10 protein-coding genes are annotated in these 15,690 nt (G+C 44.5%); 3 read left to right on the forward strand and 7 right to left on the reverse strand.

All coding sequences use genetic code 11. The features are described from left to right. Positions 1-6: 6 nt before the first annotated feature. Together ACJJIN_RS15745 and ACJJIN_RS15750 are read right to left on the reverse strand one after the other, a co-directional pair. The gene (locus tag ACJJIN_RS15745; protein WP_444895336.1) at positions 7-4,014 is read right to left on the reverse strand and encodes an RHS repeat domain-containing protein; all 4,008 of its coding nucleotides are present in this window, start codon (positions 4,012-4,014) and stop codon (positions 7-9) included. A gap of 8 nt (positions 4,015-4,022) precedes the next feature. Then, positions 4,023-6,110, reverse strand: a complete 2,088-nt coding sequence (locus tag ACJJIN_RS15750) for a SpvB/TcaC N-terminal domain-containing protein (protein WP_444895337.1) — start codon at positions 6,108-6,110, stop codon at positions 4,023-4,025. Positions 6,111-6,873: 763 nt separating this feature from the next. Here ACJJIN_RS15750 and ACJJIN_RS15755 point away from each other — a divergent pair. Further along, a complete protein-coding gene (locus tag ACJJIN_RS15755) occupies positions 6,874-7,887 on the forward strand; it encodes a zinc-dependent alcohol dehydrogenase family protein (RefSeq protein ID WP_444895338.1) in 1,014 nt (337 codons plus the stop codon). Positions 7,888-7,945: 58 nt separating this feature from the next. Here the strand turns inward: ACJJIN_RS15755 and ACJJIN_RS15760 are convergent, their stop codons facing one another. Further along, entirely contained in the window at positions 7,946-8,890 is a 945-nt protein-coding gene (locus tag ACJJIN_RS15760) for a GlxA family transcriptional regulator (protein ID WP_282934496.1), read from the reverse strand. A gap of 509 nt (positions 8,891-9,399) precedes the next feature. Between ACJJIN_RS15760 and ACJJIN_RS15765 the strand changes: the two genes are divergently transcribed. Both ACJJIN_RS15765 and ACJJIN_RS15770 read left to right on the forward strand, forming a co-directional pair. Continuing rightward, positions 9,400-10,488, forward strand: a complete 1,089-nt coding sequence (locus tag ACJJIN_RS15765) for a hypothetical protein (protein WP_444895339.1) — start codon at positions 9,400-9,402, stop codon at positions 10,486-10,488. A gap of 128 nt (positions 10,489-10,616) precedes the next feature. Further along, the gene (locus ACJJIN_RS15770) at positions 10,617-10,892 is read left to right on the forward strand and encodes a hypothetical protein (RefSeq protein ID WP_444895340.1); all 276 of its coding nucleotides are present in this window, start codon (positions 10,617-10,619) and stop codon (positions 10,890-10,892) included. 62 nt (positions 10,893-10,954) lie between these two features. Here the strand turns inward: ACJJIN_RS15770 and ACJJIN_RS15775 are convergent, their stop codons facing one another. From ACJJIN_RS15775 to ACJJIN_RS15790, 4 genes are all read right to left on the reverse strand, one after another. Beyond that, positions 10,955-11,671: a CARDB domain-containing protein gene (locus ACJJIN_RS15775; protein WP_444895341.1), complete on the reverse strand. Its 717-nt coding sequence runs from the start codon at positions 11,669-11,671 to the stop codon at positions 10,955-10,957. Positions 11,672-11,962: 291 nt separating this feature from the next. Continuing rightward, positions 11,963-13,009, reverse strand: a complete 1,047-nt coding sequence (locus ACJJIN_RS15780) for a DUF3667 domain-containing protein (RefSeq protein ID WP_444895342.1) — start codon at positions 13,007-13,009, stop codon at positions 11,963-11,965. A 67-nt stretch (positions 13,010-13,076) separates the two neighbouring features. Continuing rightward, positions 13,077-14,231, reverse strand: coding sequence for a DUF3667 domain-containing protein (locus tag ACJJIN_RS15785; RefSeq protein WP_444895343.1), 1,155 nt, complete (start codon positions 14,229-14,231; stop codon positions 13,077-13,079). A 233-nt stretch (positions 14,232-14,464) separates the two neighbouring features. Further along, positions 14,465-15,619 carry a DUF3667 domain-containing protein gene (locus tag ACJJIN_RS15790; RefSeq protein ID WP_444895344.1) on the reverse strand — a complete coding sequence of 385 codons (1,155 nt, stop codon included), beginning with the start codon at positions 15,617-15,619 and terminating at the stop codon, positions 14,465-14,467. Between the last annotated feature and the right edge of the window lie 71 nt (positions 15,620-15,690).

Consider the following 15,690-nt stretch of genomic DNA (forward strand, 5'->3'; position numbering starts at 1 on the left):
TGGCGCCTAATAATTTTTACTTTCAAACGTATAAGTATCCCCCCCTCTAGAAATACTCATAGTACGATCAATAAACAAGCCATCTTCATTATGAAATAAAGTAGTAGCCTGGAATTTTATTGTTAAGTTGATAACATCACCAGACCGAAAATCAAAACCAGATCCAGCAAAAAGGCCTGCTATCCCCATAATCATAGATCCAGAGAAACCCGTCGCCATATTTCCAAATTTAATAGCTCCTGCAGAAGCACCAATCTCCGGTAGCATAGCATTAGCTCCAAAAATCAGGGCACTTGCCCCCAATATTTTTGCACCACGTCTAAGTGTATTTGCATCCGTTAACTTCCTAGCGTGGTCTTCGCTGAGCGGTCCTACCCTTACTCTTGATGTTCCACCAGTAATAATTTCCTCGTAAGTACACATAAAATCCGAGCAAAAACTAATCACTTTTTTTGTGTCAAAATCAATAGTTACCGAAACGCAACCACCATTTTGATTACATTTCTCCTGTTCATCCTCCTCATCCTCCTCATCCTCCTCCCCTTCATCCACCTCAGTAAAGGAAGATGGAAGCTCTGGGCGTAAGCTATCGAATGGGTTAAGTGGCACTAAATTTCCAAGATTATCTACTAAGTAAATAGTAACAAGGTCCGAGGGACTGCTAAGTGGTTGCCCTACGACTGTGACCTCATCCATATCGCCGTCACCATTATGCCCCCCAATATCTTTCGGACGCTTTGAGTCCTCCCCATTATCCTGCGCTTCGTAGCCACTGGGATCAGTAAAACTCAATGGATTATTAAACACATAGCTATAGCGGTTCCAACTCTGGCTATAACTCGGTGCTTGAACAAGGGGGTCCGGGCTGAGGAAGCGGCCCAGGGTCGGGTCGTAGATGCGCCCATTCATATGAATTAGGCCGGTTCTATCCAAATGCTCGTGGCCGGTGTAGCCTCGGTTGGTAGTGATATGTTGTACTGCCAACAGGTCTGATACCTGTAGTTCACTAAGGTCTTTACTCCAATCTTCCTGCCGGCGGCTACCATCGGGGTTAAAGGCGGTGCTTAATATTTCCACACCCTCCTTATCCGTAATTTTCTCAACAGAACCCAGGTGGTCTCGGTGAAGGTACTGATACTCGCCAGTAGCAGCAGTTCCCAGCGAATCAGTGATAGCCACATGCTGAACCGAGTCACTCATGCTGGTACGCTTGACCACGGCAATAGAAGCATCGTGCAAAGGCCATATTGCTTCGAAATTCCCCACAATAAAGACTTTTTCGCTTTTGAGCTGGCCATTCTCCATCCAGCTGCTTTCGCGGTAATAGCGCTGGCCATCCGGACCATATTTAAAGCGGTCCCTAGCGGTGGGGGTACTATCACTTTGGCTGCTGCCTAGAACAATTTCTGTGGGCAACTGCCGGGCATTCCAGCTAATCCACTTGTCGTCACCGGTGGCTGCGTCATAGTGTTCAATCGCACCATTGGCATCGTAATGCAAGCTGTGCGATATACCATCAATAGTGACATTGCTGACTGCATTGGGACCAGCATTACCAAACTCGCCATACTGATAGCCCGTTACTTGTGTGTCACTGCTCACACTCGAGGTTTTCGATTGGATATTCCCTAATTTGTCGTATTGAGTGCTTAATACTCGATCGCCACCGACAACCATCGCGGCATCTTTTAGGCGATTGAGACCGTCATAACTAAAGTTTTCCTGTTTCTGCAACGCTTGGGAGCCACTGTAAATTAGGCGACTTTCCAAAGTGCCGTTGGAGCGCCAGCGGTATTCATTGTTTTGTATTTGCCCCCCATCGGTCTTGATAGTTTGCAAGCGGCCTGTATTGGGGTCATAAGTGCGATTGGTGATCAATCCATTGCCATAGGTTTCCTGCTCCACTTGTCCCCAGGCATTGATGCTGTCGAACGTTTGAAGGGAATTATTGCCAGCAGCATCACTGCTCAGACCCTGAAGGTAACCCCGTTCGTTATATAAGTAATGAGCCTCCACGCCGTTGGGATAAATTACTTTATCCGTTCGGCCATAGTTATCGTAGTCGTACCTATGGCGATAGCTGGGGTTTACCCCATCAACCACTAGCGATGTCGTAATACTGTCCAGCTTACTATCAGAGCGATAGGCGTATTTTTCGAAGAATACTTCTGTACCATTTTCTGCATAACTACGACTGTCCAAACTGCCTTTTGCATTGGTGGCATCGTATTCCCATTTTGCCAGGCCATCATCATCACTCTGTTCAAGTAAACGACCTAATTGGTCGTAGAGGTAAGTAATATTTTGGCTTTTGTTATCGACCTGTCGATCCAGTTCACCAAAAGCGTTGTAGCTGCTGGTTACTGTGCCTAAATTCGGATCTGTCAGGCTGGTGCGGAAGCCGGCATAGTCGAAAACAAAACTGGATTCAATATTGCGGCTGCCCCCATTAACCAACACGGTTTTTGGCAAGCCACTGCCGTAGTAGGTGTAGTCGGTAGTGACCGCTTCACCGGTCGCATCATCCACGGTTCGCGCTAAATCGCCACTGAGATCGTAATAGCTCTCCTGTACCTGGGTACTGGTGCTACCCAACCCCTCGACTAATTCCGTGGAACTAACCTTTACCTGCTTGCCACTACCGCTGGTGAAAACGCTGTAATCAATATCCACGGTGCCGCCACCTGCTTTCTCGATAAAGTTGAGGCGATTGCGCAGGTCATATTCATAATTGGTTATGGGTTTATCACTGCCAATAAAGTAAGGGGCCGTCACGGTATTAAGACGCCCTAGAGTGTCGTATTTGTACTCGCGACGGGAATCACTGCTACCGGCGAATGCCTGAACATCCTGCTGTACCAAGCGGCCTAATTGATCATAGTAATATTTTGAAGTGGGGGTAATTGCCGAGCTCGTCTGCACCCAGTAGGGGACTTCAAGTTGAGCGACCGTAGGACAAAGGCCGTGACAGAAGTTGTACTGACTAGTGAACTCCACTCCATCTGTATTGGTAGTGCTCACTTGCCGACCAAAAGGGTCATACTGAATGCTGGTGAATCGATTGTTGGCATCGGTGAGTTGGGCGACGCTGCCAAAACGGGGATCATAGTCCATGGTAATGGTATGGCCCAGGGCGTTACTTAAGCTGGTAGGGTAACGTCGATCGGCAAAGGCACCATTTACTTGGGTCCCGCGCGTCTGAGAACCAGAACTATTAATCACAGCATCCACCTTACCCCTGGCGCTTTCGCTAATTACATTGCCATAGGCATCGTAATCATAGGTCACCACCATCTGGTATTTAGCATCACCTGGATATTGGATAGCCGTGTGCACTTTATTCGTATTGCCATAAGGCGTCATGACACTGCTGGACTGTTGATCTGGGCTGCCAGTAGGATTGCCGCTAAAGTACCGCACCTCCTTGGCGCTGGGGAAGCCGATCAGCCAGTGATCACTGACGCGATTCTCCATCAGTGTGGCGCTCTCCATACTACGCTGGGTATTGCCGTAACTAGTGATTGGCAGCACTTCACCCCAGACACTCTGGCTGTCATTGATTTGGGTGGTTTCTATAGTCCGGGTCGTATTGAAAGTACCACTCAGCAGGCCCCCCGTGTCACCATAAGACGTAGTCTGGGGCATATTATCGCGCACAACATAGCCCAGTGTTTGCCCTCCCTCCAGCAGAGTATCCAGGCTCTGGGCCACGTAAGGGAAATAAGTAGTAGCACTGTCCCCCCCTAATTCGAGCACATCGTAACTGAAGCGTTGGTGAGTGAGCAGCTCGCCATATTGGTAGTCGCCATAATACTGGAGTTGGCGCGCCATCTTGCCTAAGTAAGGAAAGTCCTGGCGAAACTGGCGGTAGGTAACGATATTCGCTTCGGGGTCGTAAATACGTTGGGCGGTATAACCGAGAAAGCCCCAGCCATTATCACTGCTTAGACCAACACCCTGATAGGCGTACTCAGTAGAGTGCCAGCCTAGGCTGTAGCCGTTGGAACGTTCCACCTTGGTCACTACCGTACGGTAATCCCCATTTGCGCCCGACTGGTAGGTCTAGCGTCGGGAATAGTCACTACCGCACCAAACAAGGTGGTGCCTTCATCAAAGCGGCCGACGTTCTCTTCGCCGGGGTTATCGGAGATACGCTCCAGAGTGAACTTTGTCTGAGCCCCGAGACCATTGGTTACCGTTTCAATACCATGTTCAAAGTCATCTTCAATGGCGTGGTCGGTATATTTCCAGCTGAACACCAGCGGATTCAGGCACTGACGATTAGTGCCAGCGACATCATAAGCACACAGCTGCACCTGTTTCAGGCGACGATAATGGACTTCTTCAGAGTCGGCTGGCTCTTCTTCAGAGATCAGCTTGTATTCCCGCTGCAATTTGCCATCCAGATGCACGCGGATATGGTGCAATAACACCAGCTGCTCCTGCTGGATTTCCTGTAGCGGCACTGGAGGTGCATCGGTGCGGATGCCGTACTGGAACTCTATTTTTGCATCGCCCTGGTTTCCGTAGGTAATTTCCAAGGGATAATTAATACCCTCAATAAGATCTCGATGGTATTTGTACTCCATCGTATTACCAAAGGCATCGGTAACTTTATTTAAACTCCAGGCAAAATGAGTGGTATTTTCGCCGCGCAGGCGACTGTCCGCCGTGCTCCCATACTCATTGATTGAGCCGCTTGGGGTTTTGACTTTAAACCAGATTTTTTCATCACTATTTTTTTGTAGTTCAATCAGGCGGAAACTATCTCGCAGGGTGCGATACTGGGCTCCTTCTTCCCAGTGCGTACCGGAAGCCAGCACTAATGGCTCACCATCTAAGCACAGAGAGTCCGTACTCCTCAGTTGCACCTTATCGCCGTTGGGCCTGTTAACAACACAGCGACGGATACTACTCAATCCACCCAGGCGCCAACCATAACCAAGAGTATCTTCTGGCAGAGTTTGAGTCATACGTTTCTGGAAACGGGCACTGGTATAATACAAGGATAAGTCTGGCTGCAATCCATTAACGCCAGGCGCTGGGCGCAAGGGGATATTAATAATCGCATTTCCAGTGGCACTCACATCGGTACTATAAGGTAGCGTTCCCGGAGTAGACGCTTCCTCAGTAGCCACCGCCGGCTCACTATCTGTATTGGCCAGATTGTGTACTTTGATCCAGGGGCTTAATACAGAGGCACATTCAAAGCCATTACAGGCGCTCAGCTTATATTGGTAAGTGCCAGGTTGACTGCCTCCATCGAAATAACTGAGATCAGTGGTGGCTGCGACCACAGTGGTCCAGTCAGACTCCCCCTCGCGAATTCGCTCAAGCTGGTAACTACTTGCTCCAATATCTTTCCAGCTGATTTCCTGGTCCAGTTTAAAGAATTGTGTAGGGTGATTCTCTGAAAATTCAGGCTCTAATGATGAGGGAGGAGTTAATCGTTTTATTGACGACCATGGACCACACCCAGAGCTATTACAGGCACTAACCCGGAACTCATAGTTATCTGCAGAAATCTCCTTGCCAGTCGTGGCCTTGTTAATAGTTACGAGTTCAGAAGTGGGATTAATTGTAAAAACATCACTGAAACCACTGCCGTTTACACTCCATTCCAAATCATAATTGATAACCGGATCCGAGGGATCAGGATCTGAAACAGCATTCCACTTAAGCTGGAAACTAGCCCCAGGTAGCGTACTGCCGCCCGGCTCTTGCCAACCAGTGACCTGAACAGGATAGTGTTTCACATAGAACGAGAGAGAAGTACTCCAATCACTGTACTGATAATAACTCCCGCTTTTGGCATAGGCTCGCACTCGATACCTGTACTTGCCACTAGGCATTGTACCCGTTCCAGAAGCCGGAAAAGCTTCGCTAAGATATGTAGTTTTTTCTTCTTTTAAACAGCTGCTATCAGACTGCCAACTGCCATTGGTTTCCTGACACAATTGATACCCAGAAACAAGCGGCCCCTGGCTGGATGCATTCCACTTAATCGTATACTTACCATCTGTATCTGTGGTATCAATCTCTATGGTTTCAGGATCATAGCCAATACTCGAAGGCGAATTGGGCTTGAAAGCTACATTTATTTCAGCCACCCCGACATCGGTCTCCTTTGGAAAAGTCCAGCGACCACAAGATATCGGACGAGTTTCTTCTATCGTTATACAGTCAGCAACCATCGCTACCAGTTTATAAGTATATTGCGCGGTAGAATCCACCGTAATTGATAGACTGCCAGAAGGGTTAGTTGTACTTAAATCACTAAAAGTTCTAGTAATTGTACCATTTTTTAATTCTACTACTTTTAGTGATGAAAGATGGCTCATCCAATCAAAAGGCGGCAATGAATACGAGTATGTAACTGTATACTTTCCGGTATTACTCGAGGCGCTGGAAGTAGTAATTGTTGCAAAAGCTTGCCCACAAAATAGGCCTAGAAGGATAAGCAAAAATACACTTGTAAATCGCATATGAATATCAAAATGGTGCCGTGAAAAATTTACGCAACACTATCAGAAGAAGGCACAACTTTCAGAAATGAAATCAATTCTCAAGATTCAAAATCTGACAGTCATGACTATTTAATTAAAAATTCTATGTATAACCTGCTGCAAATTAGTAGTGGCAGGCCTACGCCATAACAGTTAGTACCAGCGTCTTATGGCTATATTTTCACGGTACATTTTCCGAGACCAGTAAACTAAAACTTGCCATATATACTTCATCACAGCACACGAATCTCAACTAATATTATGAAACTGCGATTATGCATCCCGCATACTTCTAGCACTGGCATAGTTATCAGCCATATCTACTATTTAAATTGAGCTAAAAATATTTTTAGGAGAATGGAAATCTATGAAATCACTGATACTAAAAGCGCCAGGCGGGCTAGAAAACATTTCGGTTAGCGACATCGCTGACCCGGGAGCACCCGGCCCAGGCCAAATCCGTGTTGCAATTAAAGCCTCCTCCCTCAACTTCCATGATCTTTTGGTTGCTAATGGCAGTATTCCCACAGAAGACGGCCGTATTCTAATGTCTGATGGCGGCGGTATCGTGGATGCAGTTGGTGAGGGAGTTACCGGTTTTCAGGTCGGCGATTCTGTTGTGTCGTGCTTTTTCCCACAGTGGCCAGCAGGTACGCCTATGGCTTCCGTGGGTAACTTTGCCAATACGCCTGGTGACGGTATCGATGGGATGGCCGCTGAGTTTGTTGTGCGCGATCAGAGCGATTTTACCCTTGCCCCAAAAGGCTGGAGCCACACTCAGGCGGCAACCATTACTACCGCAGGCCTTACTGCTTGGCGGGCATTGGTAGTAGACGGCAAGGTAAAACCTGGCGACACAATATTGACTCTAGGCACTGGCGGAGTATCTATTACGGTAATTCAGATTGCCAAAATACTGGGGGCCAAAGTTATTGTTACTTCTTCTTCCGACGAGAAACTGGAGCGCGCTAAAAAATTAGGCGCCGATCATGGCGTCAACTATCGCACCCATACACAGTGGTCAAAAAAGGTTCTGGAGCTGACGGAAGGCAAAGGTGCGGACCATATAATTGAGCTCGGTGGCCCCGGTACACTAGAGCAATCGATCCATTCAGTCAGAGTTGGCGGCCATATTTCATTGATTGGTGTTTTAACGGGCCGCTCGGGAGAAGTGCCCACAGCACTGTTGATGGCCAAGCAGGCCCGGTTACAGGGCTTGATCGTTGGAAGCCGTAGGGATCAACGGGAATATGTCACCGCATTGGAAGCCAACCAGATACAGCCAGTGATTGATAAGACTTACCCTATGGAGGAACTGGCTGCGGCATTTGAGTACCAGGCCAGCGGGTCGCACTTTGGCAAGATCTGCGTCGAGTGGTAATGGAATAGCTCTCAATCTCGCCGCACTCTTAAAGCTAAGACACTTGTGAGAGCGCGGCTTAACGATTCCTACTGAAATATGAGGGGGAAACTCCAAATTGGCCATAAAAAGCCCGGCGAAAGCTATCATAGCTTGCAAACCCTACCTGCCGAGCCACCTGAACAAGGCTTGCTGATTCACAGGTGATTAAATCCCGCGCCCGGTTTAAACGGAGTTGGTTTAGATAATGTCCGGGGGTGCTATTAAGATGCTGTTTGAACAAGCGAGTTAACTGGCGATCGCTGACGGAAATACGCTCCGCCATATCGGAAACGCTGATTGATTTCTGGTAATTCTCCGACAGCCACTCCAATAGAGGATTGAGCCTCATACTGTCGCTGGATTGCACTTTAAGCAGATCAGAGTACTGTGACTGCCCTCCCCTGCGCTGAAGATAAACGACCAGATCTTTAGCCACACTGGCCGCAATAGTATTGCCATAATCCTGGCGAATCACTTCCAAGGCCAAGTCGACTCCAGATAGAATTCCCGCTGAAGACCACAGTTTTCCGCTTTCAATAAACAGGGGGTCCTGCTCAACCTGATAATTGACTGCTTGCTCGGCAAGCTGCCGGCAATGCCGCCAGTGAGTGGTAATGCGGTGCTTTTGTTCCGGAAATATATCTGTTAGTAAGAATGCACCTGTACAGATACTCAAGACACGTTCTGCTTTGTCTGCGATTGCACGCAGCGCATTTACCTGCTTAGGACTTAAGCGCAGCTGCCGCATCCCAGTACCGCCAGTAATGACCAGGTAATCAATTTCCCTATCCTGGTAAATATCAAAATCCACTGATAGGGCTTGGCCGTACGCGGTTTTAACTGATGCATTGGTTAAACCTATCAAACGACTTGTATAGGCCTCACTAACGAAACTATTAGTCTCCATAAAGGCATCCAAGGGCCCAAAAAGGTCTAACGCCTGGAATCCATCTGCAACAAAAAAACCTATCTTCTTGGTCATAGCATCTCCTCCACACAGGGAATTGTACTCCAGTGGGCGCGTCTGCTATGACACATTTACGACATAAAACGACATTGGTACTTCACCTAAACTAGTTCAACATAGAACTACCTCCATGAAACTGAACCACCCAACCTCATAAGGCTGGCAAAAGATTAGCTAGTCAGTCCAAATTCCAAAGCAATTAAAACTCTACCATTCAGCTGCTCAATATTTGTAAGGCTCTTATTATTCAAACTGTTCGTACCAAGTTGGTCAGCTCTTATCCTAAATAGGAAGTTTTACCCAATAACAAATAAGCATTATAAAAATACTCAAGATGCAACTGAACCAACCATGACGCCGGTCAAGTAATAAAAATTAATTTAGAGTTAACCTTCAGTTTTATTCACCAAACAAACTGCAGTTGTATTTTTCACCCACACCAAATTTTCACCCCATAAAAAACAACTTATTACTCCAAAAGTACCAATACCTAAAGCACAAGAAATACAGTAAGGATGTATTAAATGGCGTTACAGAAGTCCCCTGGACAAAAAAGAAAATCAATGGTACGTACAGTATGCATTTTAGTTTTCCTTATTCTGACTTACTTTCTGTCAAACTATTACTCTCGTGCCAACAATGAATCATTAAGTTGGATCGAAAGTCATCAAGCTCTAGATGCTGAAGTAGTAGCGTTAAGAGAGGAGGAAGAAGAGTACCGTGGCCGCAAAGGTAAAAAGCGCTATCGTACAAATTACTATATTGACTACCAGTTTAACTATGAAGATGAAGACTTTGAATCCTCCGCAGAGGTTCCAAAAGGAATTTATAGTCAATATGAACAAGGTCAACCTATCGAAGTATGGTTTCCAGAGGGCGACATCTACGGGCATGTATTAGCGCAAAATGCTCAAAGAGATGTCGAAAATAACACACCTGTAGGAAACCTGATTCAAGCAGCACCTATCACTATAGGTATCTGCCTCGTCTTATATTGGATTTTAAGCTTCTTGTTTGTAAGGGAGTCAAAAAAAGCACTACCCGAGGGCTTTTATACTGAGACGTCCTGGCTTGATATCGATGATAACTACCTCGTCGCCTTAGAAGGAGATGAACTCGTCTATTTTGATATCCCGAAAAAACAGGCTTCAACTGCTCAATCCGCCTATCAAGCGGGGAAATCCCCTGAAGAAATATATCATTTGTGTAAACCTGATACCGCAGCACGAATCCCTCTCAATGAAATAAATTCACTTAGCAGTGACCACAATTCAGATGTAATAACGATCAAGCACGGGGATAAGACCCATTCTGTTGAGTTCTTAAACCAAACAGTAAAAGCGCACGCATTAGAGCGTATCGAGAAACAACTACCTGAGACAATGGATTATCAGCATATTCAGCGGTCTCGTTTGCAAGCCACTCTACCGTTACTTGTGATAGCAATACTGTTAATAGGCCTTATCTACTGGCTTGACTCATTTATTTTCCGTGCGATAGTTGGTTTTATTGGGCTAACCTCTGTGGCCCCTAACCTTTTGTCCAAATTAATTAGTCCGACAGAGACACGCCTCTGGGAGAAAGTCGAAGAAACCTCTGTAAAGCACGCATAGTGCAGAAGATGGCCAGCTTCGGCTGGCCGCTTTAATAGAGCTATCTGTTGCTCATAATCAAGCTCAGCTATACTGCCCCCAGAATAAACATAACGTCAGTCTGAAGACCCATTGGGATAGCAGAGATTATGAACTTCTCTTCATTAGCTTTTGCCATGCTCACCACAGCTACTACTCCAAATAGTTGTACAGATGGTATCGCTTTACTCCGTGGAGTAACAGCCATTGCCGCTGAATACCCTTGGCTGAGTGCAGATAAAAAAGATTATATAGTCCGAGACTATCCACGAATGTATCTCGTGCTACCTAAAATACCAGGGGAGCAAACAGTCGGTAATGAAAAGCCTAATGCTGCGGTGGATAAAGAAAGCTGCCAGGTTATTAATGTGTTTCTTTCGAGCTAATTTTATTTAGTATCTCAAAGCTCCCTACGGCTTAGTTCCGGGAGCTCTCCCCCTATCTACTACTACCCTTGCTCAGCATAAGTCAGTGTATTGTTATTTTCGTTACACTCATCGACGAGATTGGTAAAGTCAGCAGTTACCTCTAAAACCGCATCCGGATCAAAAACCCAGTAACCCAAAGTAAATACAATACTTACAGTGCCACCTGTTGGAATTGCAGGCGTCGCCTGTACATCGTTGGCTAGTGTATCAATATCTAAAAGGCGAGCCTGGCTGATTGGCGCTGCCAGAGCACCTATATTAATGATATCGACTACGATGATGGATTGCCCGGTTCCAGGATTCCAGATCGGATCATAGATTTGGCTCACTATCAGGTCAGGTTTATTACATACACACAGACACATAAAGTGATCATCTTCTTTGACACCATAAGGGGTTCCGACATAGCAAACCGACTTATCGTCAAACTGATTACCATAGAGCCAGTGAGATGATGGGTCATTGACAGGTTTCTCGATTATTTCAGGGTCGCGAGTTACCTTACAAACACTGGTAGATTCAAAATCATCTATCAGGTCAGTAGCAACCTCTGACTCAGGCACCCCTCCAACCCAAATTGCACAAGTCCGACGACATGTCAGTGGACCCTGCCCCTGCCAATAATTTGGAAACCAACCCGCTTCATAGTTTTGCATACTTAAATCTTGAATTGGATCTGCATAACTGCTAGAAGCTAAAATCCCTAAGATAACTACACGCAATATAGATTTAAACATAACGCTCTCCATTTAAGTGAATACACCTATAAATTTACCCATCCAGATTCATGTAACTTAGACTGAATTTATGGGCAGAGCGATTGTAAACTGTGCTTAATGAATATCTATGGAGACAGTAAAATTCTGGCGGGCATTAATTTTGCTTTCTATTGAATGAAAACAAAAAACAAACACCTTAAAACCGCGTATTTCCAATAACAATTAGAATAGAAATCCATCTATCATACAATTATAAATAACAAAATTACGCAGCTGGATCAAGAATCACAAATTGGAATAACCAGAAATTTATAATTCAGCCAAACTATAAAATGCGGCCATTACCGTACATAGTATAATTAGTGGCAGATAAACAAAATTTAAAGCCGAGTATTTAATACAGGTCGAGACCCACCCCTCTTTATAGATATTCTTTTGCATCACTAGTAAATTTATTGGCATCCAAAGGAAAAGCAGCAGCAAAACCCCATAACATAAAATTTCCATCCAGAACAAAGGCTCAACAAATTCTTGCAAGAGAAAAATAGCAGTTCCTAGCAACAACGTTAGGCTCACATAGGCATGGCTATGGAGCGATACAATAACATGTTCCATATACAATTTTTCTCTACACGCATAAAGTAGCCACAATATACCTGAGTATATTGGCAGCATAAGTAACAGCATTGTAGGAAGAGATCCGAAGAAAGCCTTGGCAAAGATTGTAGGGTTTTCCGACACTCGCTCAATATTACTTCTCGCCTTTTTGAATTCGATATCAAACCAATGACGCCATGACTGAGGCATAATTTCTACGGCATAGACTTTTTCTTCAATAATTGAGAGTACTCGATTAAAAGATATCGACCATACTTCTTGCTTATTTTCTGCTCCACGAACTTTCAATTTCCTGCCACCGGGCAGATCCCAGTCAAATTGTTTTTCTGTATCACCTGTGGATGACGGAACCATTTTTGCGGCAACATTCTCACTAGTACGGATAGACTGCTCTTGAGCAATACTCCAATCACTACTAATACGAATCAGAAAAAAGGCACTTACGCAAAGAAAGATAAACAGCTTTACCGGGCTTACATATCGTGCTCGCCTTCCAGATAAATATTCTATCGTTAAAAATCCTGGGGATAACAGTAAAGCTGGCAGTGTTCTCCACAAGCGTGAATCAAATGCCACAAGGGTATTTAGAAAGTCTCTAATCACACTTGATAAGCGTCTCACAATACCTTCTGCTGACTGTCCACAGCCATAACAGAAATGCCCCAATAAAATTGTATTACAGTTAGAGCAATAATCTTGCCTCTCTACCGAGGCTTCCTTTCGACTTTTAATACCCACTATATCTTCCGATTATATATAACTGTAAACTTTAAATGTCCATCAATTTATATCGCTAAAACCGTTATTACAATCCAGCCAAGCTCCAAACGATGGCAAAAACCGCTCCAATTGATAATAGACACAAGTAAGCCATCCCCAGTACTGAATATTTACAAAAGGTTACAAACCAGCCTTGCCTATATATACGCTTTTGCATCCAAAGGAGATAAACCAGAACCCAAAAAACCAATAAGGTTATCAGGACCTCTAAAGCTAATGTTATAGGAGTATACCCAGCCATGTTAACACTTAGCAGGTATAAGATATTTCCAATCAGGATACTTAGAAATATAAAAGCATGACTATGCAAAGCTACAATTAAGTGTTCCATATATAGTCGACGCTTAAAGATATAGAGCACCCATAACATCATGGCAAACATTGGCAACATGATTAACAGTGCATAAGGAAGCGTCTTAAGAAATGCTTTCTTGAATCTATTTGGATTTTCAGTAACTTGTTTAATATTCTGGTTGGCATTTTCAATCTTGGCATCCATCCAGTCTTGCATGGGCTTTGGCAGGCCTTTGATATCCATTCTTATTAATTTATTATCTGGATCATTGGCTGATGACTGCCAAACCGGCTCCGAATCCTCTTGAGAAATTATTCGCCCCTCATTACTGCCTTTAACAATCTCATTTTTAATACCTCTTTTAATACCTTCTTCAACCTCCTCTTTAGCTTCGATAAGGCTTGTTTCAGCCTTCTTAATTTCTCCTAGCAGGCCTTTTCGTTCAGGAATTTCCGTATGTACTGGCCGATCCGCCTGTAAAAGGAGGTCGACACCCGACGCTTCTAACTGAGGTCCTTCGTTTGAAGTATCAACATCCGTAAAATTAATTGTCCAGTCTCCACTCAAACGAGTTACAAAAAGACTGGTGATACAGAGAAAAATAAATAGCCGTACAGGGCTTACATATCGAACACGACGACCAGAAAAATACTCTGTTGTTAAAAATCCTGGTCGGAAGAATAGCGCAGGTATGGTTTTCCATGTTCTGGAGTCAAACGCCAATAAGGTATCTAAGAAATCACCGATTACAGATGAAAAATGCCGCACCATACCTTTAACAGGTTGACCACAAGCATAACAATGGGGGCCTAACAAATGTGTACAGCAGTTTGCGCACTTATTATCTTCATTACAAACACTTGCTATTGATGTCGTACTACTCAAGACCTACTTCCTTCGACATTCCCTTTAACTACTTACCACCAGTAATCCGAAAGTCCAATTTTCTGAACTGAATTACGGATATAAAAATTTACAATACAATATTCTGAATATAGATGGTGCTGCGAGCGAACTCTTTAACTTGAACAACTTAACATCTAAACAGCACAGTTTCACCTACACCAGCCATTAAACGCTTATGCGTTTAATGGCTGGAATCCTGTTAGAATATATCCTTATAACTCTGCTAAACTCCAAAATACAGTAAGAGCCGCACCAACAGATAATAAAACTAGATAGGCTAAACCCAAAAAAGAGTACTTAAACAAGGTCATGATCCAACCCTGCTGATATACACGCTTTTGCATCCAAAAAAGATATACAGGAACCCAAAGAACTAATAGTGCCATCAGGCTATTGAGAGATGAGGATATAAATGCGTATCCTTCCAGTTGGCTGCTAATACTATAAAACAGGTTGCCAATCAGAATACTCAGGCAGATAAAAGCCTGGCTGTGTAACGCTACAATCAGGTGCTCCATATAAAGTCTGCGTTTAAAGACGTAAAGCACCCACAGCATCATGGCAAATATTGGCAGTATGACTATAAGAGTTGACGGAAGAGCTCCCAAGAATGCTTTTTTGAAACGATTTGGATCATCAGTCACCCTTTCTACATTTTTATGGGCGCTCTCTACCTTACGGTTAACCCAATCTTCTAATGGTTTGGGAAGCCAATCAACTTGAAGAAACTCTCTATCTAACTCACTAATAGTCTCATTCAATCCTGAGGCCAGTTCCTCTTTAGAAAGGTTTTCCGATCCATTCTGGCCTCCATCAATCTCACTTAAATCTTCATTGAGTTTATGCAAACCACCGGTAAGCTTCTCTTGTTCGCTAATCAGATTTTTCTCAACATCTTCCAAAACAGCGACAGCATAACTATTGTTAACGTGCTTTTCTTTGCCTTTTCGAATATCTTCGATGGCGTCGTTATAACCTTGGCTCGCTTTTTCAACATCGACTGACTCAACGTCTACATTTCCAAAATTAATAGCCCAATCACTATTTATCTGGGTTACAAAGAAGCTGGTGATACATAGAAAGATAAACAAGCGTACAGGGCTGACATAACGCACCCGTCGACCAGAGAAATACTCAGCGGTTAAAAATCCAGGTCTAAAAAACAGAGAGGGTATTGTTTTCCATGTGCGGGAATCAAAAGCAAGCAGGGTATCAAAAAAGTCTCCAATTACTGAGGAGAAATGACGAACCATGCCTTTAACCGGCTGACCACAGGCGTAGCAATGGGGCCCCAATAGCTCTGCATGACAATTGGCACAATGGTTTGGATTATAATCCGAATTATTTGTAGAGGTTGCAGTGCTCATTACCGCTCACCGAATCACTGATTATCTTATTTACCTGGCAAAAGCTTCCAGGCCCAAGTATCTGCTAACGA

The sequence above is a fragment of the Microbulbifer maximicatervae (SeqCode) genome, from assembly GCF_052467505.1.